Consider the following 26,162-nt stretch of genomic DNA (forward strand, 5'->3'; position numbering starts at 1 on the left):
TTTATGCGCTGCTTTTCCTTAAGGCAAGTTTGTTTAGTACTTACTTGCACGGCCTCTTCGTGGAGTTTCTCTGACCAGCATCTAGTTGCTGTTGAAACTGTGACAGTTTTTGCTCCTCAACACAATAATTCTGATGTTCAGGTAAGTGAAGGATCTTATACAAAGCCTGATGTGGCTCAGTGGTTAGATCTTGTGCCCGGCGCTAATGTGAATCGCAATGGCCCAACTACGGGTATTGCGCAATACCGAGGCCATTATGGGGATAGAGTTTCTGTGAAGTTAGACGGCCAGGCTGTTGTTGGTGCTGGCCCTAATGCTATGGATACCCCTTTGAGTTATGCGGCGCCGGTTCATATTGAAAAGCTCACTATGCATAGAGGTATTGAGCCTGTTTCTTCTGCGGTAGATAGTTTAGGTGGTGTTATTCAAGTTATTGCAAAGGAAGCGCAGCTTAGTGAATCTGACGAGCTGGCAGGTTCTGGCTTGTTATCGGCAGGGCTGCGCAGTAATAACAATGCCAAGCAGGTTTCGGGGCTTGCCAATGTCGGTTCAGAAAAAAGTGCCCTGATAATTTATGGCAATGCACTAAGCGGCGACAACTATGAAAGCGCTAATGGCACTGAAGTTAGTCCTACAGGATATGAAAAATGGCAAGCTGGTGCCGATTTCCGCTATACACATCAAGAGCATGATCTAGGCGCAAGTTTTCAAAAGCTGAATACCAGAAATGCAGGTACACCAGCCTTGCCTATGGATATTGCCTATATAGAAGGCAAGCGTGGAAAAATTGATGCTGAACATCAATTCGGAGCTTGGCAATTAAGCTGGTTGTTAGCAGGTATGAGTGCCCAACATGAAATGGATAATTACAGTCAGCGCTTAACTATGAATCCAATGATGACGCGCTCTACTTACGCTGATTCAAGTAGTGAGAATTTTTCAATTCAACTTGGTAGTGGCGCTTGGTTGTTTGGTTTAGATGGTGTTCGAGCTAATCATAATGCAACAGTGACTAGCCCTGATAACCCTATGTTTGAAGTGAAAAACTTCAACGCTGTTGCTGATCAGCGCTTAGGTGCTTTTGCGCAGTACACGCATAATTTAAGTGAGCAGACAGAAATAGAATTGGGGGGGCGTATAAAGCAAAGTAAGGCCAGTGCCGGTAAAGTCAGCCATCATATGTACGGTATGAACCCGATTATTACTGCGTTACAAGATCGTTTTAATAATGCCGATCGCGACGTTAGTGACATGGGCCAAGATGTAAGTCTTAATTTGACTCATGAACTTAATCAGCAGTGGTCCTTATATGCGGGTTTAGCTTATAAAGAGCGAGCGGCTTCTTATCAGCAGCGCTATTTATGGCTACCTATGCAGGCAACTGGTGGTTTGGCTGATGGTAAAACGTATGTGGGTGATATTAATTTAAAGTCTGAAAAAGCGAAGCAAATAGACCTTGGTTTTGCGTATGTAGGTGAGGCCTTACGCGTGAGTCCTCATGTTTATATGCATAAAGTAGAGGACTACATTCAAGGTGTTGCCAGTGTAGACATGCAGGTTAATATGGCGGCTCAAATGATGTCTGGCGCTTTACCTTTAAAGTTTGCCAATGTTGATGCCACTCTTTACGGATTAGATTTAAATTACAGTTATCTTATTTCGTCGCAATGGTATGTCGACGGTATTGCTGCCTATGTTCGAGGTGAGCGAGATGACGTTAATGACAATCTCTATCGTATTGCCCCTGCTAATGCCAGTATTAATTTGCATTACCAAAACCAAAAAGTGGATGCCATGCTAGGTAGCCGTTTGGTTGCTGCTCAGAATAAGGTGAGTGATATTAATGGTGAGCAGGCAACAGCTGGTTATGCATTGTTAAATGCTGCTTTGAGCATCTCTATATTGAATTCAATGGAAGTGCGTTTAGGTGTGGATAATCTTCTGAATAAACAGTATCAAGATCATTTGGGTGGATATAATCGTGTACACGTTGGTGATTTGGCGCTTGCTGAGAGGCTGCCTGGTGAAGGTATAAGTGCTTGGGCTGAGTTAGATTATCGTTTCTAAACTTATTTTTAAATGTACTCATACATAAGCTTTTAGCGTCTATAAAGTAAATTAGGGCAGGGTGTTCCTGCTCTTTTTAATGTTCTTATTCGTCTGTTTTAGTTTCCTGGTTTTTTATTGAGTTTTCTCTGTAGAGTGCGGCGGTGCATATTAAGCTGCCGAGCCGTAGCTGATATATTGCCTTTATTGAATTTTAAGGCCTGCTGTATATGTTCCCACTCAGCTTGTCTTGCTGAAAGGCTGCTTACGTCATCTTCTTCGCTTTTACTCTGCTCAACTTTGCCAAGTGCACGTAATAAGGTGTTTGTATCAGCAGGTTTACTTAGGTAATCATCAGCTCCTAGTTTAATGGCATCAACAGCGGTAGCGATACTTGCAAAGCCCGTTAGTAATACAATTCGACTTTGAGGAAGTACATTCCTTAGCGGACGAATAAGTTGCATGCCACTCTCGTGTTCAAGCTTCATATCTAATAATACAAAGCTTGGTAGGTGTTGGCGGGCTAATAAAAGAGCGTCGCTGGCATGCTTGGCCCAAATACAATTAAAGCCATGTTTGATCATGCGTCGTTGTAAGGCCGTCGCATAACATTCGTCGTCTTCTATTATTAACAACTTTGCTTTCATTCTAGGTTTGAGTAAATAATATAGTTATATAAATGGGATATGAATTTCAGCTAGGCCATGGTGGTCTTTGTTGTTCTTAAGAATGAGTTTGCCGCCTAATCGCTCAATAGTTGTATGGCTTAAAAAAACGGCAAGGCCTAGGCCGTCTTTACTCTCAACAGGTGCCTCACCTAGTTCGCTTAAACGTTCATCTGTAAAGCCTGTGCCGTAGTCTTGAACTTGAATTATAAGGTGTTTTATAGGATTTGCATTTTTATCTGAGCTTTCTTTCTTTGATATTAAGCTTATATCGACCTTTGAATTATTATTTCTCAAGCTTGCCCTAAGTGCGTTTTGTAGCAAGTTAATAATTGCGCTAACGAGACCGCTTTCACTCGCTATAAGCGGGCTGCTATCACCTGCAAGGGTGAGTGAAATATTGGCATCTGAGAAATTAAGTTGTAGATGTTCTTCTAGCTCACAAAGTAATTCCTTCACGCTGATGTGTTTTATGCTTTGTTCTTTTGAGTCTACAGCCAGTTGGCGAAAGTGCTCAAGGTTGTTTGAACAGCGCTGCATTTGTTCTTGTATTTGAGAGAGTAATACTTCGTTGGGGTACTCTTCTTCAAGTTCATCTATAAGTAGTTGAATGCTAGCAAGTGGTGTTGCGAGCTGGTGCGTCACTTGGGCCGAGGCTAAACCAAGGCTAAGTACCTGCTCCTGCTTCAGCTGTTCTTCACGAAATCGGGCAATAGAGTTATTGCGTTTATTGACTTCGTGGGCGAGCTTGCCAACCAGCAATGAAATAACTGCGCACGAAAATAAAAAATTTAACCACATGCCAATGTAGTGCTCTTGCATACTACCGTGATGCATATGAGGGGAGGGTAGGGCAAATAACAATAAACTGTAACTGCTTACAGCAGCTATGCTAATGAGCGCAAGCCAGCGAGCGTTAACACTGACGGCTGCGATTGCGACGGGTAATAAAAGCAAAGAAACAAAGGCATTGGTGGCTCCGCCGGTAAATAAAAGCAGTAAGCTGAGAAAGCCAAGGTCGGCCAAAAGTTGCAAACTCAATTCCCAGTTCTTAGCATGCAAGCGTTTTTTGTAGTAAGTCAGGCTGAAAATATGAAAGACCAACTCTAATGTTAGTACGATCAGCACCTGGGCTTTCTCGATAGGGTAGTCATCCAGACCTAGGGCTAATGCTAAAAGCGCAACTTGAACGGCGATAGCAAGGCTGCGAAGGTTTAAGACGCGGTGCATATGATAAGAGCTGAGAATAAACTGAAGCATAGGCGGTGAGCTGGTTGGTTGAATACTTGCGGCTAAGAGTTATTTAAACTTAGCCATTGATGGATTGTTAGCTAGTGTTGCTTGTATTGCAAGTCTCTATGTTATGCTCTTGCTATCTTATTTGTAGGTGCTTAGTAGGAGTAGTAAGAGACATGGATGCGTTATTGTTGCAGGCCTTGCCAAATTTAAGTCATACCGAGTGGATAGCTCATGTTGCTGTCTTTGCATTAAATATCATTCTACTGATCTTTGCCCCGTTTATATTGCGCTTACTTGAAAATGGCGGTGATTTACGTGCCCGCGTTCATTTGTTGCGCTATCTTAATATTCTAGTTCTAGGCCTGCATGGTTTTGATATCTTTATGTTGAAGATAAACCCCGCCTATCAAAACTACTTTATCAATGTTGGTCTCAGTTTGATGGTGGTTTATGCCGCATTGTTTATCTATAGCCTATTTTGTTTCTTCTCAAAAAAACGCTTTGGTAAGGAGAAGGAGATAGATGGGAAGGCGGTTTATTTAGACACCTATAGTTCTCGCCTTATTGATTTAGTGATTCTGTGTATTACTTTAATTACGACAGTTTATGTACTAATTAAAATATGGCATGCCGACAGCATGCTAGAAACAACAGGGATCTTTGGTATTTTTGTCGCATTTCTTGCATTTACCAGTTCAATCTGGGCGCCTGATATTATCAGTGGTTTGATTATTCTTAATACAAAAATGCTTGAAGACGGTGATGTCGTTTTAGTGGATGCGTATCCTGATGAATATATCATTAGCCGTGTTAGTCTGATCTATGTTGTCTTATTTGATGTAAGAAATAACCATAGAACACTTATTCGTAATAGCCGCTTCACTAATAGTAAATTGGATAATATTAGCCGTGTTGCTGGTTCTGATGGTATAAGGCAGAAGTTAAGCTATAAGATCGGTTACCCCAGTTTTGATGCCGCAAGCTCAAAAGAGCGAGTTGTTCAGCATCGCTCGTTTATGAATCGAGTTGATCGTATGTTTAAGCGAGCTGAAGAAGGGGCCTCTAAAGATGCCGATATTAAGATCAACCGTTCGCGTGATTTTAGCTGGTCTATGACTAATGCAGGTGATTACGCCTTGGAGTTTACACTTTGGTTTTATTTGGAGCGACTTCCCAATACCCGGCTTACAGGCACGATTCGTCGCCACTTAATTGCTAGTACCTATAAAGTGAATGAAGCTGTGTACGAGGCTTCTATTTTTGAAGGTTTAAATCTGGCCACTCCAGATTTATTAAGTGTTGAACGAGTGGCTCCGGTAGAACGGCACTCATTTGAAGAGAAGTTTGAAGGCGGGCTTGAAGAGAGCGCTTAAGTAGCTACAGCCTACTGAAAATAAAACACTATCCCAATATAAACTATGGGCAGTTATGTCTTTAAAGCCATCCCTGTTGCTGGGCCAGGCGAGCTGCGTCTATGCGATTGGTGGCATGCAGCTTTGATATCGCTTCTGATAAATAGTTGCGCACGGTGCCTTCCGATAAGAAAAGCTTGCCTGCTATCTCTTTGGTTTTAAATCCTTCAGCTGCAAGGCGTAAAGCCTGACGCTCTTTATCGTTAAGTGGGTCTTTATCTCCGATGGCTAATAAAGCTAGCTCACTGTTGATAATGCGCCTGCCATTTTTTACCTCATGCAAGGCATCAACAAGCTCTTGTGTTGGTGCTTCTTTTAATAAGAAACCATCGACGCCAGCATCGATGGCTCGTTTGATATAACCGGCGCGACCGAAAGTAGTGATAATAACGGTCTTTAGTTGGGGCTGATGCTTGGCAATCCACTCCACTAGCTCTATACCCGTCATCTCTGGCATTTCTATGTCGCTAAGTACAAGCTCAATATCCTTGTGTTTGCTTAGTAAGTCGACAGCTTCCTGACCATTTGCACATTGGTAGGCAACCTCAATATTAAGCTCCATATTGAGAAGAGCACTTAAGGCGCCACGTACCATAGCTTGGTCTTCAACAAGCAATACTTTCATCTAGGCTGATCTCCGTAGTCATGCCGTTTTTTATTTGGAATTGGATCTTACCACCTAGTTTTTCGATGCGCTCACGCATACCTTGAATGCCGTTGCCTTCTACAAGCTTTTTAATTTGGCCGTTATCACTGATAGTAAATACAAGCTTATTGTACTTATCTATTAATGAAATATGCACCTTATCGGCTCGGCTATGGCGTAATATATTTGTTACGGCCTCAGTGGCAACAAGCGTTAGGGCTGTTTCAGTTTCAGCATTAAGTTTAAGGTTGGCAAGATCTGTACTTACTTGTATGTCAGCGCTATGCAGTTTGGCAACAAGGCTTTTAATCTGCTCATTAAAACTTCGTTTTTTATAATTCCCTATGGCTTCACGGACTTCTTGTAAAGCTGTGCGACTGAGCTCAGAAACTTCCTCTATCTCTGTTTTAGCTTTTTCAATATTATCTGTGTTGAGTAGCTTAGCTGCCAGTTCAGATTTTAAGGCAATACAGGTTAGGCTATGGCCTAGTAGGTCGTGCATATCGCGGGCTATTCTTTCGCGCTCTGCAATTTGGGCAAGAGACTCAATTTGTTGGTCTTTTTGCTTTTTAATGATGTTGTCTAATTTGAAATACTGACCAACCGAACCAAAAAACCAAGTAGATACTAGCGGTAGAATGGAGCTGAGTAAGAAAAATAAGACATTACCATGGCTTAGTATTTGTGATGCAACAACAGCACTGACAATGTTAACGGCTAACAGAGCAATGGCCGCCTTGCGTTTATATAAATAGCCGCAAAAATAAGATGAAGACCATAAAAGAGCGTAACTAGAAAAAAGTATGCTGCTGATGCCAATACATAAAAGTATGATTCCCGCTATATAGATGAGGGCACGCTTATGATCGAGGTAGATAGCCGTATATAAAAATAGGTAAAGCGCATAGGCTGCGAGTATTAAGGCAGTTTTTTCGCCGCTAAAGTCTTCGAAAAAGAAAGCCAGAAAGTAGAAGGCTGAATAGAGCATTGGCGAGAAAAAAAGCCAGCTTTTTAAGCCGTCAAAAGGCTGTTCAATAAAACTAGAAAAAAAGTCTTTCATATATGTAGGTGGCTTGGTATCGCATTTCTCTTGCTTGTGACACTCAAGCCATGGCTCCTTTTGTTGCTCTACTTATTGGTTTTGTTCTAATAAAAAGGCTGGCCAAGCATAGTCGGGTGCAATACGCAAAGCTTGCTGCCAATGCTCTAAAGCCTTATTTTTATGCCCTGTTTCTAATAGAGCTAAGCCTATCCAAACTTGAGCATCCGCATGCCCCCAGCTGCTATCGTTGCTTTCAAATAGTTCAATAGCGGTATTAAAGCGCGCTATGGCTTTCTCTTTGGATCCACCGTATTCCGTGGGAGTGTAATACTCTCCTATACCTGCAATCAATTGTACACGCGGATTTGTTGCATCAATACTCAATGCTTTATGCATTGCTTGGCCTGCCTGAGGCCCCAGAAAAGCAGCTTTCTCAGGAAACATATGGCTTTGCAAACCGTAAATATTGGCTAATAAGGCAAGCGCTTCTGCGTTCTTTGGCTCTTTTTCTAATAGCTGCTCCAGTTCGCTTTGTGCAGTAAGAATACTCTTGTTGCGCTGTTCAGCGTTGCCGCTGTAGTTATAAATCGTGCTAAGGCGATAAGCTGCAAAAGCTTGGTCATAGTCATCGGCTTGTTTGGCTAGTTGAATGATTCCGGCTGTATCTGCTCGCATAAAAGCTTCATCAATGTCTGTTGTCGTTGAAGCAAAACTTAAGCTGCTTAGGCTAAATAGAGCGGCAGTACTGGTGTTAATTACTATTTTTACTAGCTTGTTCATGGTGGGCTCCGAATGCGTCCGTGTTCTTTAATATGATATGCCTAGTAAGCCTTTTTACGCTTTTCTAGCGCTAGAGGGCTTGTTGTCGTGGCATGAACTCAGTGTCGTTGTAATTCGACTTTTTAGTAATGGAGCTTTGTCAGCTATTCAGGTGACATTTGTCATAAGCTGGACGGACAGGTAGGTAGGAGGCTGCCTGGGTAGTCTGTGTTTGGGGGGGGGATAAGTTGCTGCCCTGAATAATACTGTCGGGCAGCGCTTCGCGTGCAGATCGAGAGCGGGTATAAACTAGCGCCCTCGGTCTTACTGATTTAAAAAAGCTTAAGCTCGGCGGTTCTACTGCCTTTGTTTGATGCCTCTTTGCGCAGTTGTTTACTGGCTTTAACCATATTTTCCAGTGCGGGCAAAACCTCATCCCACTGTCTTGTTTTAAGGCCGCAATCTGGGTTTAACCACAGTCGTTCAGGTTGAATATAGTTTTCCGCCTTGCGGATCAACTTAACAACGGCATCTACGCTTGGGATGTTGGGGGAATGAATGTCGTAAACACCTGGCCCGATAGCGTTAGGGTAAGCAAATTGCTCAAAAGCATCGAGTAGCTCCATATCCGAGCGTGAACACTCAATGGTAATGACATCCGCATCCATATGGGCAATAGAGGGCAGGATGTCATTAAATTCGCTATAACACATATGGGTATGAATTTGCGTTTCATCTTTTACGCCGTTAGCACAAATGCGATAACTTTCTACAGCCCAGGCTAAGTACTCCTGCCATTGCTCTTGGCGTAGAGGTAGGCCTTCACGCAAAGCGGCTTCATCAATTTGAATGATATTCACGCCTGCTTTTTCAAGGTCTAAAACCTCTTCACGAATGGCCAAAGCGATTTGCAAGCAGCTGTCTTTTCTTGGTTGATCATCGCGCACAAAAGACCAGTTAAGAATCGTTACTGGGCCTGTTAGCATGCCTTTCATTGGTCGCAAGGTTTGTGCTTGGGCATAGCAAGTCCAATCAATGCTTATGGCTTTTTTACGTTGTACATCACCAAATAAAATGGGTGGTTTCACACAGCGAGAACCATAGCTTTGTACCCATGCAAGTTGAGTAAAAGCAAACCCCTGAAGTTGCTCACCAAAGTATTCAACCATGTCATTGCGTTCGGCTTCACCGTGTACAAGAACATCGAGCCCTAGCTTTTCCTGCTTGCTAATACAGTCGCGAATCTCTTGCTTCATCGCTTCTTCGTATTCGGCTTGTTTTAGCTCACCGTTTTTAAATGCACGGCGTGCCGCGCGGATAGTGGTTGTTTGTGGGAAAGAGCCAATGCTCGTTGTTGGATAAGCCGGCAGCTTCAATTTTTCTTGTTGAAGTTTAGATCGACGTTCAAAGCTATGTTGGCGTTCACCGAGGCTTGGGTTTATGGCCGCTACGGCCTTTTTAACCTCATCTTTATGGACCTGAGAGGAGCTTTGACGCTGCTCGATACAAGCACGATTGTGTTGTAATTCGTCTTCTACAGAGCTTATTCCTTCATTAAGGGCCCGGCCTAAGATACTTAACTCTTCAATTTTTTGTTTGGCAAAAGCGAGCCAATGATAGATATCAAGTTTTGAAGGGGATTCACTTTCAAGGTCAACAGGTACGTGTAGAAGTGAGCATGAGTGACTCAACCACAGTCTGTCACCCAGTTTTGAATGTAAGGGTTTTAGTAATTCAATAAGGCTACTTAAATCGCTTTTCCAGATGTTTCGCCCATCGATCACGCCAAGTGATAAGACTTTATAGTTGGGTAGCCAATCTATTATTTTGTTTAATTCCGAGCGTGCTCTGACAGCATCGATATGCAAACCGGCCACAGGCAGTTGGCAAGCTAACTTTAAGTTTTCTTTTAGTTCTCCAAAATAGGTGCTCAGCAATAATTTGAGCTTTTTATGTTGAAGATAGTGATAAGCTCGTTCATAGGCTTGTTGCCATTGCTCATCTAAATTACAAACGAGTGCTGGCTCATCTATCTGCACCCACTCAACACCACTGTTGGCAATATCATCAAGTAACGCACGATACAGTGGTAATAAGCGCTCTAATAAATCGAGTTTGTTGCTCGCATCTTTGCTTTTACCTAGCCACAAATAACTTAAGGGGCCAATGATAACGGCCTTTACACTGTTTCCAAGAGCTTGAGCTTCACTTATTTGTTTAATTAATTTTTTGCTGTTGAGTTTAAAGTCGGTCTCGTTTGAAAACTCAGGCACGATGTAGTGGTAATTTGTGTCAAACCACTTAGTCATTTCTGCTGCATGGCTGCAGTTGCAGGCGCTGTCAGACGCTGAGCGTCCTCGAGCTGCACGAAAATAATTATCAAGATCGCTACTGTTTTCTTTTATGGCTCGTTTAGGTAGGTTGCCAAGTAGTTGACTCATATCAAGCACTTGGTCGTAAAGTGAAAAATCACCAACACTTACAAAGTCAAATGATTTTTGTAGTTGCCAGTTGTATTGGCGGATTTCAAAGGCTTGTTGCTCTAGCTTGGCTGCTGAATCCTCGGCGCGCCAATAGCGCTCTAGTGCAAATTTAAGTTCTCGTTTAGGGCCTATACGTGGTAGGCCTAGACAATGAAGAGTTGCCATGCTGTTGTTCCTTTTAGTTTGAATTAATTCAAATAGGTCAAAGATGGCATTAATGTAGAGAAAATACTCTATGAATAATAATGGTATATTTTCATTGTTTGATTAGTTTCTGTCATGCTTTAGAGGCAGCCTAAATGCTGAGGTAATGCATGAAGTGGCTCTTCGCTAGTTTACTGAATTAATTTACTGGTGCGGGTGTGCTTGCTGGTTTTTTGATGAGCAAGATCTTTTTTTGGGGATATATGAAAAAAGAAAATTAGCGCGTACTTAGATCTTATTCGAGGTCTATTTTATTTAGGGGAGGCTTCTATTGCGTAGAAAGGCATGGACGTTAATAACGTAGTTTTTATTAACGGTGATTTTTATGAAAACCCCGCTACGTCTCTAACGCAGCGGGGTTTTAAGGCTTTAAGGGGCAATAAAGTTATTGATAACACTTAAGTTTTGAATTCTACGGTCTTCTGCAGGAATAGTTTCGGCAATATTAAAAGGGTTTGATGAATCAGGATAATTCGCTAAAAAGTACTCTGCAAGTGCATCCTGCTCACCACCGCTATAACTGAAGCTAGACTGCAAGCCTGCATCGCATGCGGTCAAAACAGGGAAGTCTGGCATCTCGTTTTCATCCACATCAGGGTCGCCAAAACCAACGGAGTTGTAGAGTTGACGTCGCTCAGGTGCGCTTAACTGTGCAAATGGATAATCGTCACCACCGTTAGCCAAGAAGTTTAATGTCACGATTTGAAATACTTCCGAGGCAGCGGCTTGAGCAGTACCAGCGCTATAAAGTGCGGTATCAGGAATGTTGTCGGTATCGGTATCAACCCAAAGGTCGGTGATACGTGATCCAGCATCCAACGCAGGGTCAAAGCCGAAGGAGATACCTGCAACTTGAGGGAAGCGACCCGGTGTTGCACCAGTCTCACTTTCTGCTACCCCATGTTCAAGCAATGTTTTTAATTCACTACCTGTTACATCTAAAACAACAAGGCCGTTATCAAAACGAAGTGTGCCACGGAAGTGCCCCTCACTCACATCTCCTGCGTCAACGCTTAAGCCATCATTAAATGGAGGGAAGAATTCGGTTGTTATACCTGTTGTTACAGCATTGCCAATTTCAGCACGAATGCCGCCGCCATTTTTTAAGGCTAAAACATTGTTTAATTCATTACAGCTTTCTGCATAAGCGAGCATGGAATCGGCGGTGAGGTTACCAAGATTTGTTTCTTGTGTGCGAACTTGGCTGCGTCGGCCTTCAAGAAAGACATCACTGTGTCCAACTATATTTTCAAACTGAGTCTCAATGACGGTCTGTACGGCGTCACGAGTTTGAACAACTTGCTCATTAGCGGTGCCCCCTGCAAGGGCCACATTTTCTGAGGTGCTGGCCCAGGCGCCACTAATGCTTTCGTCAAGGCTTTCAGGAATGATATAGCCAGCCTCGTCAAAGGCAACAACTAGGCGGCCAAGGTATTTATAATCACCATCGACATTAACGATTAATGTTGGTTTGCCGTCAGCATCTTTGGTTTGAAAAGGGTAGGCTTCGGCAAAAACGGAATCACCAGGGAATAGAGTGTCTGTTGAATCGCCCATGCGGGTATTTGAGCCGCCAGCAACAATAATATCGACACCATTGAGTGCGGCAGCAAGTTCTTTTTCTATGCTAATTTGCTGCATGTGAGCAAGAACAATAATCTTATTTACACCGTTTGCAGTAAGCTCATCAATTGTTGGCTGTAGTGCGGCAGCAAGTTCTGTAATAACTGTGCTGCCTGAAATGCTAAGGGCGCCGGTGGACGTTATGTTGGCTAGCTCGGGTGTCGAGGCGCCAACTAGACCAACAAGCTCATCGCCAACTCGAGCAACGGCGCTACCAGCAACTTGGCCAGTCATTGTTTGAACCTCCTCACCGTCCATGCCGATAAGAGAGGTGAAGTCTCCGTCATCGCTAAAGTCGATATTTGCGGCAAGATAAGGGAATTGTGCTCCGGGGAATTCTACACCGTCACGTGACTCACTTGAGATAGCATCGGCCAGTTCACCAGGACCCTGATCAAGTTCATGATTGCCCACAGCTGAAGCTACTACACCGAATGAATTCATCCAAAGGTGGTCAACGTGTCCGGGCTCGTTACTACCAGTAATCGCGCGCACTGCGCTATTTTCGGCTGCAAACCAGCGTGGCCCAGGGATGACGTTATCACCAGAAGAAACAACTAAAGTATTTTCTGCGTAGCGTTGATTATTGCTAAAGCCATCTACTAAGGCTGAGAATTCATCAACGCTATCTAGGGCTGTTGCTTCATTACCGTCAACATCGGCAAAGTGCAGTAATTGCAGCCAAAAGCCATCCTCGCAGCTGTAGTCCGTTGTGTTTATTTCGTCTGGGTCTAATGTACCGTTGCGGTTCTTATCCATACCACTATCGACTTGAACACCACCGAAGGTACATGCGCTACCTGTACTGATGTTGGTCTCTGTAGTTAGTGACTTAAGGCCTTTTTTCGTATCATCACCGCCACACGCGGTTAGTATAAATGAAGTGGCGACTACACCAACGGATAGCATGCGGCGTAGCTGATAGCTTTTGTTCATCATCGTAAAGGTGTCCTAAGGGCGGTTAACTTAAAGCGAGAACAAAGAACGGTAAATCAGATGGGTTAAAGCTTTATGACAGTATTCATCTCAGAAGTTGATTTTTTATGTTCAGGGGCATAGACCACCCTTGCCACTCAAAACACACCTTCTTTGATTTGGAAGTTATTTATAGCGAGGTAGCTTATAGAAGAGCAGTGCCTTCTAAAGAATTTTATTAAATGAAGTTTCAGGTTTTACAAAATCAACTATGCGTTGACGTAGCATTAGGTAGATCGCTACTGTCTTTTGGTTATAGAAATTACTCAAACAACCATGATGAATTATTTAGCGAGCCGTATTCCCAACTTTCATGGATAAGCCTTGTTGAGGATTTTTTCGCGGCACCCATGGCAATAAGCAATGGAGCATAGTGCTCTAAGCTTGGATGAGCAAGCTGGGCGTGTTCGCAGTATTTATAAGGCTGACAAAGTTGGTCTATATCCCATTCGGCCACACAGCGCTGTAACCATGTAACAAAATGTTTAGCCCACAGAGGTGTTTGGCCACTTAGGCTTAAGGCCCGTAAATTATGGGTGGCGCTGCCTGAAGCTAAAATCAATACACCTTGCTGGCGCAGATCGGATAGGGCTTGGCCTAATTCATATAGTTTTTTTAAGTCGTTGACTTGGGGCAGGCTAAGTGCGGCTAAAGGAATTTGTTGGTTGGGGTAGGCTAATTTCAGTACCGACCATATTCCGTGATCGAGCTTATACGAAACGGGTTTGGCTTTAAGTGAGTGTGTGTTTAGGCTTTTGTTTATTGCGTCACTTAACCATGCAGGTTGTTCTGACTGATAAGAAAAGTTGTATAAATCCTTAGGAAACCCCCAGAAGTCATGTTGGCTATCTAGTTTTCCAGTTTGGCTTATGCAGAGCTCTCGGCTTTGCCAGTGTGCAGAAATAACAACAATTGCTTTAGCCTTTTTAGTTAATAGGTTGGGAAACTTTTCTAAGAACTGTTTTGCTGGTGAGTTATAAAGTAGGCGGTCAGGAGGCCCATGAGAAATAAAGCTTGAAGCTATCATAACTTACCGCCTTGATTGCATTGTTCTATGTTATTTTGATTTATCTTTTTATAAAAATCACTATCTGGCCCAGAAGGCACAATAGAATTTGGATTTAGATCTGAAATAGAGTAATAACCCTGTTTGATATGGGCTACATTGACAGTTTCAGCTACGTCTTTAATGTCATAGATGTTTTGAATGTAGCGATAGAGATGCGGGTAATCTTCTATTCGTTTTAGATTGCATTTAAACAAACCATAATATGCCAAATCGAAACGGATAAGAGTTACAAATAAGCGAATATCACTTTCTGTGAAATGTGAGCCTAGTAAGTATTGGCTAGTGCTTAGCCTTTTCTCTAACTTGTCTAAGCTTCCAAATAAATTAAATAAGGACTTTTCATAAGCTATTTGAGTTTGTGCAAAACCTGCTTTGTATACCTCATTGTTGATGTTTTCATATAAAAATAAATTAAGATCGTTTATTTGTTTGATTAATGCTTTGGGGCGTAAATTTATTGTATCTGGACAGCTGTTTTTTTCTTGCTCGTCGTGTCTTGACCCCTGTTTTGAATTTCTATCCTTTGAGTGTTTTCCATTTGCAAAATCCAAAAAAACTTCATTCATCATAATAAGGATGTCGGCGCTTTCATTATTGACGATACATTGATTTTTCTTATCCCATAATACCGGTACTGTAGCTCGCCCGTTTACTGTATTAAGGCTGTGGCTATAGAGCTCGTGTAGAAAGTTGTAATTATGTATGTGATCCTCTGTAGCACCGGGAAAGTCGCCAAAGCGCCAGCCTTGCTCTGTTAGTGTGGGCTCTACAACACTTAGGCTGATAAGGTCTTTTAAGCCTAATAGGCTGCGGGCCATTAAGCAGCGGCTTGCCCACGGGCAAATTAGCGCTACATAAAGATGGTAGCGTCCAGCTTCAATATGAAAGCCAGCCTTGCCAGTGGGGCCGGCTGTACCGTCTTTTGTGACCCAGTTTCGAAAGTTTGATACCTGACGAATAAAGGTACCTTGTTGATCGCTTGCTTGATATGGGTCCCATTTTTTTGTCCACTTGCCATTTACTAACATCGAGCCTCCTAGGGTGTGTTAACACTCTCTCAGGTGTTAATAATCGTCCTAGTTGATAGTGTTAACAATTGCTATTTAATGAAAATTATTGTTAACCAAATTGAATTAATTGGTGTTTTTGTAATGTTAGGGCCGTATCGATAGTATTGTGGGGTTGAGATTTTTCTTGCTTAGGCTGGAAGCTCTGCGAGCTATTTAGCTGGTGTTGTCGGTTAAAGCAGGCGTTGATCGAAATATGTTTGCATGGCTGTCTGCAGGATGGATACTTTTGCACTGAGGTGCTTACGATGGCTATAGACCAGGTAGATGCCTCCCCTCATTAATTGCCACTCAGGCAGGAGGCGTATTAGTTCACCGCTTTCGAGTTCATGCCTAATCATAAACGATGGGCAAAAGCCTATGCCTAAGCCCTGTTTGATCAGACTGCTGCTGGCTTGCGAGCTGTTAATACGAATTCGGCCATGTAACTTAATATGTAGCTTTTCTGTGCCACGTGAAAAACTACAGCTCTGCCCTCCACGATAATTACTGTCTATAACCAGATCATGTTTTAGTAGATCTTCGGGGTGTTTGGGTGGGCTGACTTGATCAAGGTAGTAAGGGTTTGCACACAGTATAAGCTCCATATTTGCTAGCTTTTTAGCGATTAAACTGGAGTCTTCAAGTGCACCAATACGGATGGCTGCATCAAAACCTTCATCGACAATATCAACATAGCGATCAGCTAATACGACATCGAGCTCAAGTTGCTGATGCTGACGAGCAAAGTCACTAATAAATGGTAGTAGATGTCGTCCAGTGAAAGCCTCGGAAGGAACTGCGAGGCGTAGCTTGCCGCTGGCTTCTTTAGTTCTATCTTTGATGGAGTCCTCTAAAGAGTCAAATTCCTCAAGTAAGCTTAGACAGCGTTCGTAATAGGCTTGGCCATCGGCGGTGGTGCTCATTTTGCGAGTGGTACGTTGTAATAATCTCAGCCCTAAGTCATGTTCAAGGGCACTTATATTGCGGCTAACCATTACTTTTGAACAGCCTAGGCTGCGAGCTGCTGATGAAAAGCTGCCCATTTTAACTACGCTGCAATAGGTTCTCATGCAATAGAGTTTATCCATAATTAACCGTCGCTTTTCTTAGGTTTCGATAGTTAACTAATATGTAATAGTGAGTTAGCCAATGCAAGTATTGTTAGATATTTGTGACGAAAGAATAATAGTACTTTTAATGAGTGATATGGCTTGTTGTGGAGATGCTATGCGTGAAGATATTACGAGTGTTGATGTGTTGAGAGGTATTAATTTGAAACAGGCTCGTTTACTTTTGGATCAATCTATTGAGCACGCGAGGCATTTAGCTTTACCTGCAATGGCCGTCGTAATTTTAGATTCGGGTGGTTATGTTAAGGCCTCAGTGACAGAAGATGGGGCCTCTACATTGCGGCATAGTATTGCAGAGGGTAAGGCGAATGCTGCGTTAGCTATGGGCATGAATAGCTCTCAGTTTGACCACTTATTAAAACAGGGGGTATTGAGTGAGGCCTTTAGCGCATCTTTAACAGCCGCAGCTAATGGCCGTTTTAATCCTAACTCGGGTGGTCTGCTGTTACGATATAAGGGGGCGCTAATAGGAGCTATGGGGGCTTCGGGGGCGTCTGCCGAGCAAGATGAAGTACTTTTGAAATCAGTACTTCAACGCAATAAGATATTTATTTAGCTTTAAGCTTGCGGCAAAGCAAAAGAGAAAGTTGTGCCTGTATTTAATTGACTTTGCACTTCAATAGCCGATTCGTGAAGCTCTAATAGCTTTCTTGTAATGGCCAATCCTAAGCCACCGTGGGCGGTGTTTTCTCTTACGCTATTGCCTGCTTTAAAGTGGGGTTCAAAGATGTGTTGTAAATCTTGCTCAGGAATACCGATGCCATTATCACTGACATTGATAGACACAAGGCCCGAACCTTCTTTAATGTTGACTTTGATGTGGCCACCATCGGGCGTATGCCTTAGCGCATTTTCAATTAAGTTGGTAAATACGCGCTCTAATTTTTCGATATCAGCTCTTACAACGATGCCACTGTCTCTTGGGTCAACACTTAAGCTGATATTCTTTTCTGCGGAGCTTAGTTGAAATTTCTGTAAGACATCTTGGACAAGTTCGGCGATAGCAACGCTTTCTTTTCTTACATTGACGTTGCTGCCATCTAAGTAGGCAAGCTCAAACAATTGTTCAATAAGACGAGATATTTTCTTGGCGCTATTTCGGGCTGTAGCAATAAACTGTTTGCTTTGTTCTGCCGTCATTGAATCTTGTTGTAATTCCCAAGTTTCTAGGTAACCAAGTAAAGAAGCCAGTGGTGTACGTAAATCGTGGCTTACGTGAGACAATAACTCTTTACGTAATTCATCGATAGAAACAACCTTATCGTACTGTTGCTGAAGGCGTAATAAGGCATCATAAAATGCGTGGCCAAGAATTTGAATGTCATTATCACTTTCGGCTTGCCATTTACTCAACTCTGTCAGAAGTTCATTGTTGTCAGACGTTAAGCTTTTATCAAAACCAAGCATTTTTACATTTTGAGCTTGTTTGATTAGCTTGTTGAGTGGGCGAGTAATACAAGCGATAAGCATAGTGATGGCAAATGCCGAAAATACGACGACAAGTAGCAATAGGCCTAAACCAGATTGCAATATGTTTTTATACCAGTGGGCATTCTGCAGAGCCTCTTTAGCCTGGCTGCCTATGATGATATATAAATAACCATAAACTTCGCCCATTTGATAAATAGGAGCTACAGAAAAAACTTTTTCTTTATTTATATTTTTGGGGTCTGGCCCCAGAACAATGCTGCCTTTCTCTGCAGCAAGAAAAGCTTGTATCGGTTCAAGCTTTATCTTATCTAGCTTGACTTGCTCAGGAGCAGCGTCAAAAGAAACGATACTTCCTGTTTTATCTAATAAGTAAAATTCAAAGTTGGGGCCTAATATCATTAAATCACGAAAGGTGCTTTTAGCTGCTTTTCTATCTGGCTTACCGTCTTTAAATAATAAGTAGTGATCAACGACATGCTGAGCAAGGTCTCGATGGATCTCTTGAGTGCTTTGCCGTTCACTTTGCTTTGAGTTATAAACAAACAGGGCAGCGCTTAAGCTACCAAAAACAAGAAGCAAGGCAAGCAAGCTGAGGGTGATGCGTGTACTTAAGCTATTGATCATAGAATTTATAACCTACGCCCCAAACAGTTAGAACATATTTGGGTTTGGATGAATCGATTTCTAATTTCGCACGTAAACGGTTGATGTGCGAGTTGACTGTGTGTTCAAAACCGTTGTGTTGGTAGCCCCATACGGCATTGAGTAATTGCTCGCGAGTAAATACCTTGCCGGGGTAGTTTGCCATATATAAAAGCAGATCAAACTCTTTAGCTGTTAATGAAATGGCTTTGTTTTGTAGTTCAACATGACGCTTTTGAATATCAAGTACTAAGTCATCAAAGGCTAGTTTGTCGTTGCTGTCGTCATCTTTAGTGTCGTTCTCAGCTTGAGAATGTGTATTTGAGTCTTGTTGCGAAAATGAAACACGGCGTAATAAAGCTTTAATACGTGCTTGTAATTCACGAACGCTAAAGGGCTTGGTTAGGTAATCATCGGCGCCTACTTCTAACCCGACAACTCGATCGGCTTCGGATTTTCTGGCCGTCAGCATTAATATAGGGGTGTGATTATTTTGTTGCCTGAGCTGCTGGCAGATATCTAATCCGTTCATGTCGGGCAGCATAATATCAAGCACAATAGCATCAAAGGTGTGTTGCTGGGTGAGGGCCCAGCCTTCACTACCGCTTAGGCAGCTGGTGACCTCAAAATTTAGGCTTTCGAGGTTGAGGGCAATCAGCTCGTTAATGTCAGGCTGATCTTCAATAATCAGAATATGCTTTTTGGCATCCATAATAGTTGGAGGCCCGAAGGCCTCCTTGTCTCTCTTATTGTTTGCAGTAATGTTACTGCGTTCTTTCCACCATCAAATACAATACACCTTGTTGAAAGCGGTGGCTTTCGTTAAGGGTTGAGTCAGCAAGACCATCAGCACTGGTCACGACACCGGTATGGATGCTAACTACATCAACATCATCACGCTCGGCATTAAAGCCTTCTCCGCCGCCTGCAGGCCCTGGAATGGTCGCTGCGGTTTCGCTATTGGACTCGGTACCGGCATCATAAACACGTAAAAGTGTTGAGTATTGCATACCCACGTCAAGATGCCCTATTGCCATGGCATTGAGGCCTGCAAATGCGTCGTTAGTATTGACTGGCATTGCCGCTGCAGTGAGATATAAATCACCACTGTAGTTAGTCTCAAGTTCTACGCTAGTACTTACACCTGGCATTAAAACACCTTCGCTGGCCTTGGCGTCATATGCGCTTTCAGCCGCCTCTACGAGCATGGCTGGTGAACCCGATTCCGCAAGGTTTTCTAGGGCAACAGACGCTGGCGCGCCTAAATCCCATGCGTAATAACTGTCGTTGTGCAATATAAGCGCTGCTGGAGCAATGGGTTGATTTGCGGTGACATTCGTTAAGGTCACCGTGTAGTTATACGTAGGCATCGCACTGGGTGAGGGGCTAGGCTCCGGGCTCATACTTGGCTCTGGGCTCATTTCGGGCTCAGGGCTCATGCTTGTATCAGGGCTGGGGCTGACCATGTCTTTGGGGTCTGAATCCGAATCACCACCGCAGGCCGTTAAGGTAGCGGCGACAATAAGCAGCGCGCTAGCTCGTATTGAAAGTCTTGTTAAGTTCATATCTGGCTCCTTATTCTACGGTGATCACAACTTTAGCTACTGGGTTCAACCAGCGATGTATACTAGAATCAAGATCGCTATAACCGCCTGCAGGATCGCTATCGCCTAGAGTGCCACGGTGAACATGTACGGTTTCATTTGTTTCCACGTCGGTTACACCCATTGCGCCAGTGCCGCCGTCGCCATTAGGAGCCATTGGAATGCCAGGGGCACCTAATGCACCGCCACCGTTAATAATTTCATCATTTGCTTCACTGCCGGCATCGTAGGCATTTAAGTACAAGGTATAAGTGCCTGCTTCTGTAGGAATTGGCCAGCTATCTAAACCAACAAAACCATCGTTACTTGGCAAAATCATTGCCGTTAAACTCAAGTGGCTGTAGCCATCACTGTTGATATCGGTGCTTACCATGCCTGCAGGTGCCAATAAGCCGCCAGCGGGATTTTCTACTGTTATACCGCTCATGCCGGTTACGTACTCTGCAAGAGGGGTAATGTTGCCACCTTCAGCCATGGTTGCGAGAGCGTCACTGGCAGTTTGGCCAAGCTGATAAAGTTGGGTGTCGTCGTTATGGGCGGCAACAAGAATAGGCGTAAAGTGCAAACCATGGCTTAGGTTACTAATAGTGATGTCCGTGATTTCTGCGTTAACACTTGCGCCAGTGGCGCTGAGAGCTAGACCAAGCAGGCAAGACTTTAGTTTTAAACTGGATTTTTTGGCTGGTGATAGTTGTTTTGTCATAGCGCTTTCCTTGTTGTTAGAACAGGGTTTTGAATGAGGTTTAATACAGCGCTAACTAAGTTAAATAAAAAAGATCCGCACAAGATCACATACTTATCACAGAATTATCACAAAGCGGCAAAAGCGAACTAGGTCACATTTATTATGGTTTTGTTTTTTTACTTAGATGTCTTGAATCTGTAGTAAAAGCTAGGAGTGTTTTTATAGAAGGACGTTTATAAAACAGTGTTTATAAAGCAGAGTATAAAGGGAAGGCTCTTGTAAGTTTGCGTTCCCTTTATTGGTATTACTATTATTGAATTGTATAGCTGGTGCTTAAGCGAAATTCTCGGCCATTAGCATAAATACCGCCATCAACAAACCAGATGGATGGTTCTATGTTTTCATGATCGAGCAGGTTAAACACTGCAGCTGTAATAGTGATGTTATTGATGGCGTAACCTAGGCTAACATTAAGTTCATGCCAGTCTTTAAGTTTTTCAGCGCCCGGCAGACGGCCCTCTTTACGGTTGAATTTAGCAATGTGGCGCACGTCGAGTTTCCATTGCTCTTTTTCGTAGCGGCCACCGAGAGAGGCTTTAAAGCGTGGGTACATATCGTAGAGCGTGTTTAAGGTTTCATTTTTGGCGTAGTTGTAGCTACCGTTAATATAAAATAAAGTGCTCAATGGCTCATATAGATAGTTGGCGTCAGTCTCAAAACCTATCGCATTATTTTCACCCTGATTTAAATACTCACCACTTTTACCGGCTTCTAAAGCGAGCTCTGTTGGCAGGGTGATGATGCCATCTTGCCAGTCGTTGCTATAGGCGCTGTTTGTCCACTTGAAGTTATTTGAAATATATTGATGGATGACTTCAAGGCTTTTTAGACGCTCGCCATTTAGCTCCTCATTGCCTAGCCAAGCACCCGCACCATAGTATTCACCCGATGCTGGAGCTCGATAACCTTCGGAGTAAATAAATTTCAGTGAGTTTTCATCGTTTAATAGCCAAATTAAACCCAACTTAGGTGAGTTTTCACCTACCTTAGAATTACTAAAATAATCGTAACGTAAGCCTAGGTTTAGTAAGAGCGTGTCGGGAATAAGGGTGGCTCGATAATCTATAAATACCGCGTAAATATTTTTCTGATGATCGCTGTGCTCATTTTCGGTGGGTGGCTGAGCGCCACGATATGATTGCGATTTTACATCTTTAGAGTGAATTAATTCTGTACCAAACGTATATTCCTGCCTGTCGCTAAACATCCAGTCTAAGTGCGCTTTGGCTCCGTATTGTCTGTCATGCCATGTTTCGTATTGGCCAGGGTCGGGCTCTAATGCGTTAAAATCTTCATATAAAGCGAAGTCGGAATCATGGGCCCAAACGTAGGGTAATAAGCGCCATTGATCTGCTAATTTAATATCGTGTTTGTAATAAAGTAATAAGGTCTCGGCTGAATCTATACGAGCAAAATCTCCCTTGCCTTGGAACATTTGATGAAAATCGTCGGTTTCGGCATCGTGGTATAAGAGGCTGAATTGGCCGATATCACTGTATATATTTTGGTTGATGGTATAAGCCTGAATATAGTTCTTAAATTCTTGCCCTAGATTGGGTGCTTCTAAAGCGGCGTCAAATTGTTTGATGACATTGATATTGGTAGAGCCACTTACATTGGCATGGATGCCATAGCTAGAGCGTGCATTGGCTTCGTAATCTTGACGGGTGCCCGCAGAAAGAGAAAACACACTTTGTTTTAAATCGGCACCGCCCCAAGGGTTAAGTTGAATGGCGCCGTGAAAGGCATCGGGGCCATAAAATGCAGAGGAGGGGCCTTTGACTAATTCCAAAGAACTGACAATATTGGCCGGTAAGGTGCTTTTTGAATAAAGGGCTGAACCAAAAGCAAAACCGTTGACAGGTACACCATCAAATAATACAGCCTTGCCACGAGCTGATTGGGTGGTGTGACTATAGCCTCTGATACTGACCATACGTGTACCACCTAAAGAGTGCTGGGTATCGACACCGGGTAAGACATCTAAGGCATCAAAAATAAGGCGGCCGCTGCTGGCGTCCCATTCGCTGGCATCCATTTTATGAACTGAGCCAAAAACGCTTCTTTCGTCGCGTTCACGACTGGATGCAATGCTAACTTTAAAGTTGATTAGGTCTTCCAAACTCATATTTAAGAGTTGGTCGAATTCGGATTCTAAGGGTTCGGGACCATTGCTCTGGGCTCGACTGTTCATGCTAATACTGCTGCTGAGCAAGAGGCCGGAGGCTAGGCTTAAGGCTAGACGATAGTTCATAGACTGACCCTTATGCTCGCTGAGCACTTATTCTAAAAAACGAGTTCTAAATCAGTATAGTTAGAGCTAGTAGGGCTGCTTCAGGCTGCTTATGTTGCTTTGATATAAGGCTGTTAGCGCTTATCGATAAGCTATATGTGGATAGTTAGCTCTAAACATGCCCTTATAGGCGTGGCCTTTCATAACGCTGGCTACGGTTCTGTACATAGCTATCCAAGCTTGGCGAGTCTCGTCGCTAAAGTCTGAGCCCAGGCCTTTTTTTTAAGTGTTTTTAAGAGGGCGTTGCCAACGGTTGTGTAATCGCTGGGGCCTAGGGCCTGTCAACACTAATTAAATGCGCTCTGCTGGAGCCTGCATTTTCAGGCGGTAAGGCACTTTGAGCGTAGTTTAGCGAGCTAAATGAGCGAAAAGTAACGCAGTAGCGTGAAAATTCAGGCCCAGCCCTTCGGGTTGCCCCCCAGATCCCGCTCTCAGCGTTGTTTCTCATTCATTTGGAGCAACCAAACTACATTCGAAACGCCTTGATAGCTGAATCTGGGATGCAACAGAGAGTATTTAATTAGTGTTGACAGGCCCTCACACCGTAGTCGACATGTTTTGCAGCCAATTTTTCTAAAACAGGGATGAGGGAGTTCAGGTCGTTTAATCTGGCTATGGCGACTTTAAGTGTGCTCATCAGCTTCTTGCCCTGGTCTTTCATATTGCCTTTAAACAGCATTTTTAATTTAGGGTCGTATTCAAAAAGTTGGGCGTAGAAGAGTTCTGCTGCTGTTTCGGAAATGGCTTCAACTTTTGCGAAACTATCTTGAATCAATTGGACTTGCTGGGCGCTTAAAGACATAGAACTCTCCGTGTATTTGTACTAACGCTAGTTCGTAGTCAGTATTAGTTCAAACACACAAAAAGTAGGGTTTTATCTTTATAGGGGGGAAAGATGTGTTAGTGAGACTTTAGCCTGATTTCCTGAATAGAACCCTGGGGCATGCGCTGAACATTAAGATAAATATCAGCGTTGCTAGGGTCTATCCAGCTAACCCATGAGTTCTCAGGGGCGTACTGATGTATGACCAGGCCTTGTTGATCGTTTTGTTGTTCAGGTTCTGTGCTTAGTTGGTAGTTATCGCTATAAAGCCGGCCTTTATAGGGATAATAGACTCGAAGCTCTTTATCAAATACGGCGGCTTGGCCTGGTCTCAACCATTTGAGATTGCGTATTTTACGGCTAATAACTTGGTCTTTGTTATCTTTGCGCTGCACAAGGGCTTGCTCAGAGTAATCAATAAAATATAGGCTCTTGCCATCGTCACTTTCTTGAGTAAACAAACCAGCGCTCTCTTTGATGATCTGTTGTTCGTTAAGCTCGATATTAAAGCGATATAAAACCACCTTGCTTTGATGTTCACTGATATAAATGTGCTGCTGATCTTGGCTCCAGCGCAGTGGAAACATCGGAATGTCGGTTGTTTTTCTGTGTACTATCTTGCCTGATTTGGTTTCTAATACAGCAAGTTGATGCTTGTCGGCCTGTTGGTAGCCAATGGCAATATAGTTACCGTTATTTGAAAATACATAACTGCTGATATTGATTGCGCCAAGCTGACTCAGCGGGCTAAGGTTTTGAGTGCTGGCATCGTAGCGCCATAACTCGACGGATTCACTGCGGTTGGAGACAAAATACAAATCTTGATTAAGAGGGTGGCGTTTGATTAAGCCATCTCTTGCTAAGTTGTTAAGTTTATCTAAGGCTTTTAACTCTTTATTCTGAGTGGAATAATGTAATAAATCGAAGTCGTAGCGCGTGTTTTCATAATAAATAGCTTGTCGCTGTGGACTGGCGGCCACATGGTAAATAGCGGGAGCATCGGAGCTGCGCAATAATAAGCTCGAATCGCGTTGGTCTATGTTTAATAACCAGAGCCCCTGAGCCTTATGTTTTTGTCCGCTGACGATAAGTTCTGAATTGCGAGTAGATAAGTTAAAACTGTCTATGCGATCGAATTCGGAACTCAGTATTGTGAGTGTACCTAACTCTTGATTTGGGTTTGTCGAGGACTTTAATTGCAGCTCGTAAATATCTACACCCTCTTTCGTTTGAGCAACAAAATACAAAGCTTTACCGTCGCGGCTATAGTGCATAAAACCAATTCTATTGGGCAGCTTGCTATTCTGGTGTAGGTCTTCTAGCTCCCCACTTTGTATATCCAGTTTATATAGGTGGGTGTTCTCGGGGTTAATACTTTCTGTTAGCAGCAAGTTATCACTGTCTTGAGGGGTATAGGCGATTCCAGTGATAAAGCGGTCGCTGCTATAGATAAGCTCTGGAGCTTGCCCCGTACGTTGCTTAAACACCTGCCATTGAGTACCGTCGTATTTAACGTAGAACCAACTGCTGTTGTCTATCCACTGTAGAGAAAAGTAGCTGTCGCTGAACTCACTGACAGCTTGCTCATCTTGGTTATTGAGTTGTTTTAGGTAGATGCGATTACCTTCTGGAGCAAAGCGTACATAGAGCATTTGCTGACCTGAGGCGTCAATTGTCATAAAACGTTCAGCCCCCTCGTGATAGGTCACAGGTTTAATGCTGTCAATTTCTAAGGTGCGTGGTTCTGATGTGGTAAAAAATAAAGTCAAGCCACCAGCAAGGGTCAAGAAAAGAGCGATGATCAGTACAAGCAAGGGGCGCTGTTGCTTTCTGCTGTGCTCAACCTTAACCACGCTTAAAAAACGATAACCGCGCTTAGGAATGGTTTCGATATAGCGGGGCTTTTTTGCGTCGTCACCCAAAGCACCGCGCAAAGCAAAAATTGCACGATTAAGTGCGTCATCGCCCACAACTTGTTCATGCCAAATTGCTTGGTTTAGCTGATCTCGAGTGAGCACCTGTTTGGGGTGCTGGGCAAACAGGCATAAAAGCTCGATGAGCTTGGGTTCAAGGCGTTTCTCTCGGCCATTGCGCGTAAGGCTATTGGTTTGAGGCGTTACTTTAATGCCATCAAAAACAAACTCCGATTTAAAATGACACTCTAGAGACACTTCTAACCTATTGAAAATAAAGGGGATAATAAAAAAATGGAAACATCATAAGCCCTTCATTGGCTCACAGAATGCTGAACGGAACTATACGTGCCACGCACGCCGTGCGCA

The 26,162-nt window shown here is 43.2% G+C and carries 20 protein-coding genes; 3 read left to right on the top strand and 17 right to left on the bottom strand.

Annotated elements, in window-relative coordinates; all coding sequences use genetic code 11:
* Nucleotides 1–3: 3 nt before the first annotated feature.
* Nucleotides 4–2,067, top strand: coding sequence for a TonB-dependent receptor (locus tag AB1S55_RS06245; RefSeq protein ID WP_370980937.1), 2,064 nt, complete (start codon nt 4–6; stop codon nt 2,065–2,067).
* Nucleotides 2,068–2,165: 98 nt separating this feature from the next.
* Here AB1S55_RS06245 and AB1S55_RS06250 read toward each other — a convergent pair whose 3' ends face one another.
* Both AB1S55_RS06250 and AB1S55_RS06255 read right to left on the bottom strand, forming a co-directional pair.
* Nucleotides 2,166–2,693, bottom strand: coding sequence for a response regulator transcription factor (locus AB1S55_RS06250; RefSeq protein ID WP_370980938.1), 528 nt, complete (start codon nt 2,691–2,693; stop codon nt 2,166–2,168).
* A gap of 24 nt (nt 2,694–2,717) precedes the next feature.
* On the bottom strand, nt 2,718–3,971 hold the full coding sequence (locus AB1S55_RS06255) for a sensor histidine kinase (RefSeq protein ID WP_370980939.1): 1,254 nt from the start codon (nt 3,969–3,971) through the stop codon (nt 2,718–2,720).
* Between the two features lie 152 nt (nt 3,972–4,123).
* Here AB1S55_RS06255 and AB1S55_RS06260 point away from each other — a divergent pair, with 152 nt between their 5' ends.
* Nucleotides 4,124–5,323, top strand: coding sequence for a hypothetical protein (locus AB1S55_RS06260; RefSeq protein WP_370980940.1), 1,200 nt, complete (start codon nt 4,124–4,126; stop codon nt 5,321–5,323).
* A 61-nt stretch (nt 5,324–5,384) separates the two neighbouring features.
* On the opposite strand, the gene AB1S55_RS06265 is transcribed toward AB1S55_RS06260, so the two are convergent.
* The 8 genes from AB1S55_RS06265 to AB1S55_RS06300 form a co-directional block, all read right to left on the bottom strand.
* Nucleotides 5,385–5,987: a DNA-binding response regulator gene (locus AB1S55_RS06265; protein WP_370980941.1), complete on the bottom strand. Its 603-nt coding sequence runs from the start codon at nt 5,985–5,987 to the stop codon at nt 5,385–5,387.
* Nucleotides 5,968–7,068, bottom strand: a complete 1,101-nt coding sequence (locus AB1S55_RS06270; RefSeq protein WP_370980942.1) for a sensor histidine kinase — start codon at nt 7,066–7,068, stop codon at nt 5,968–5,970. Before AB1S55_RS06270 ends, AB1S55_RS06265 begins: the two co-directional genes overlap by 20 nt.
* Nucleotides 7,069–7,140: 72 nt before the next feature.
* The gene (locus AB1S55_RS06275) at nt 7,141–7,830 is read right to left on the bottom strand and encodes a tetratricopeptide repeat protein (protein WP_370980943.1); all 690 of its coding nucleotides are present in this window, start codon (nt 7,828–7,830) and stop codon (nt 7,141–7,143) included.
* A 311-nt stretch (nt 7,831–8,141) separates the two neighbouring features.
* On the bottom strand, nt 8,142–10,457 hold the full coding sequence (gene metE, locus AB1S55_RS06280; protein WP_370980944.1) for a 5-methyltetrahydropteroyltriglutamate--homocysteine S-methyltransferase: 2,316 nt from the start codon (nt 10,455–10,457) through the stop codon (nt 8,142–8,144).
* A gap of 408 nt (nt 10,458–10,865) precedes the next feature.
* Nucleotides 10,866–13,058 (bottom strand): bifunctional UDP-sugar hydrolase/5'-nucleotidase, encoded by a 2,193-nt coding sequence (locus AB1S55_RS06285; RefSeq protein WP_370980945.1) that lies wholly within the window; start codon nt 13,056–13,058, stop codon nt 10,866–10,868.
* A gap of 298 nt (nt 13,059–13,356) precedes the next feature.
* A complete protein-coding gene (locus AB1S55_RS06290; protein ID WP_370980946.1) occupies nt 13,357–14,121 on the bottom strand; it encodes a class III extradiol ring-cleavage dioxygenase in 765 nt (254 codons plus the stop codon).
* Nucleotides 14,118–15,191 (bottom strand): glutathione S-transferase family protein, encoded by a 1,074-nt coding sequence (locus tag AB1S55_RS06295; RefSeq protein ID WP_370980947.1) that lies wholly within the window; start codon nt 15,189–15,191, stop codon nt 14,118–14,120. Before AB1S55_RS06295 ends, AB1S55_RS06290 begins: the two co-directional genes overlap by 4 nt.
* 212 nt (nt 15,192–15,403) lie before the next feature.
* Nucleotides 15,404–16,282 carry a LysR family transcriptional regulator gene (locus AB1S55_RS06300; RefSeq protein WP_370980948.1) on the bottom strand — a complete coding sequence of 293 codons (879 nt, stop codon included), beginning with the start codon at nt 16,280–16,282 and terminating at the stop codon, nt 15,404–15,406.
* Between the two features lie 79 nt (nt 16,283–16,361).
* Here AB1S55_RS06300 and AB1S55_RS06305 point away from each other — a divergent pair, with 79 nt between their 5' ends.
* Complete coding sequence (locus AB1S55_RS06305; RefSeq protein ID WP_370980949.1) at nt 16,362–16,898, top strand: heme-binding protein; 537 nt, start codon at nt 16,362–16,364, stop codon at nt 16,896–16,898.
* A gap of 2 nt (nt 16,899–16,900) precedes the next feature.
* Here the strand turns inward: AB1S55_RS06305 and AB1S55_RS06310 are convergent, their stop codons facing one another.
* From AB1S55_RS06310 to AB1S55_RS06340, 7 genes are all read right to left on the bottom strand, one after another.
* Nucleotides 16,901–18,397 (bottom strand): ATP-binding protein, encoded by a 1,497-nt coding sequence (locus tag AB1S55_RS06310; protein ID WP_370980950.1) that lies wholly within the window; start codon nt 18,395–18,397, stop codon nt 16,901–16,903.
* The gene (locus AB1S55_RS06315) at nt 18,387–19,127 is read right to left on the bottom strand and encodes a response regulator transcription factor (RefSeq protein ID WP_370980951.1); all 741 of its coding nucleotides are present in this window, start codon (nt 19,125–19,127) and stop codon (nt 18,387–18,389) included. The genes AB1S55_RS06310 and AB1S55_RS06315 overlap by 11 nt, the downstream gene beginning before the upstream one ends.
* A gap of 52 nt (nt 19,128–19,179) precedes the next feature.
* The gene (locus tag AB1S55_RS06320) at nt 19,180–19,980 is read right to left on the bottom strand and encodes a spondin domain-containing protein (RefSeq protein WP_370980952.1); all 801 of its coding nucleotides are present in this window, start codon (nt 19,978–19,980) and stop codon (nt 19,180–19,182) included.
* A 10-nt stretch (nt 19,981–19,990) separates the two neighbouring features.
* The gene (locus AB1S55_RS06325) at nt 19,991–20,722 is read right to left on the bottom strand and encodes a spondin domain-containing protein (protein ID WP_370980953.1); all 732 of its coding nucleotides are present in this window, start codon (nt 20,720–20,722) and stop codon (nt 19,991–19,993) included.
* Nucleotides 20,723–21,014: 292 nt separating this feature from the next.
* Nucleotides 21,015–23,018 carry a TonB-dependent receptor plug domain-containing protein gene (locus AB1S55_RS06330; RefSeq protein WP_370980954.1) on the bottom strand — a complete coding sequence of 668 codons (2,004 nt, stop codon included), beginning with the start codon at nt 23,016–23,018 and terminating at the stop codon, nt 21,015–21,017.
* Nucleotides 23,019–23,577: 559 nt separating this feature from the next.
* Nucleotides 23,578–23,859 carry a globin domain-containing protein gene (locus AB1S55_RS06335; protein WP_370980955.1) on the bottom strand — a complete coding sequence of 94 codons (282 nt, stop codon included), beginning with the start codon at nt 23,857–23,859 and terminating at the stop codon, nt 23,578–23,580.
* A gap of 98 nt (nt 23,860–23,957) precedes the next feature.
* Nucleotides 23,958–26,051 (bottom strand): winged helix-turn-helix domain-containing protein, encoded by a 2,094-nt coding sequence (locus tag AB1S55_RS06340; protein WP_370980956.1) that lies wholly within the window; start codon nt 26,049–26,051, stop codon nt 23,958–23,960.
* Nucleotides 26,052–26,162: the final 111 nt, after the last annotated feature.

It is taken from the genome of Agaribacterium sp. ZY112, from assembly GCF_041346925.1.
GTDB lineage: Bacteria > Pseudomonadota > Gammaproteobacteria > Pseudomonadales > Cellvibrionaceae > Agaribacterium.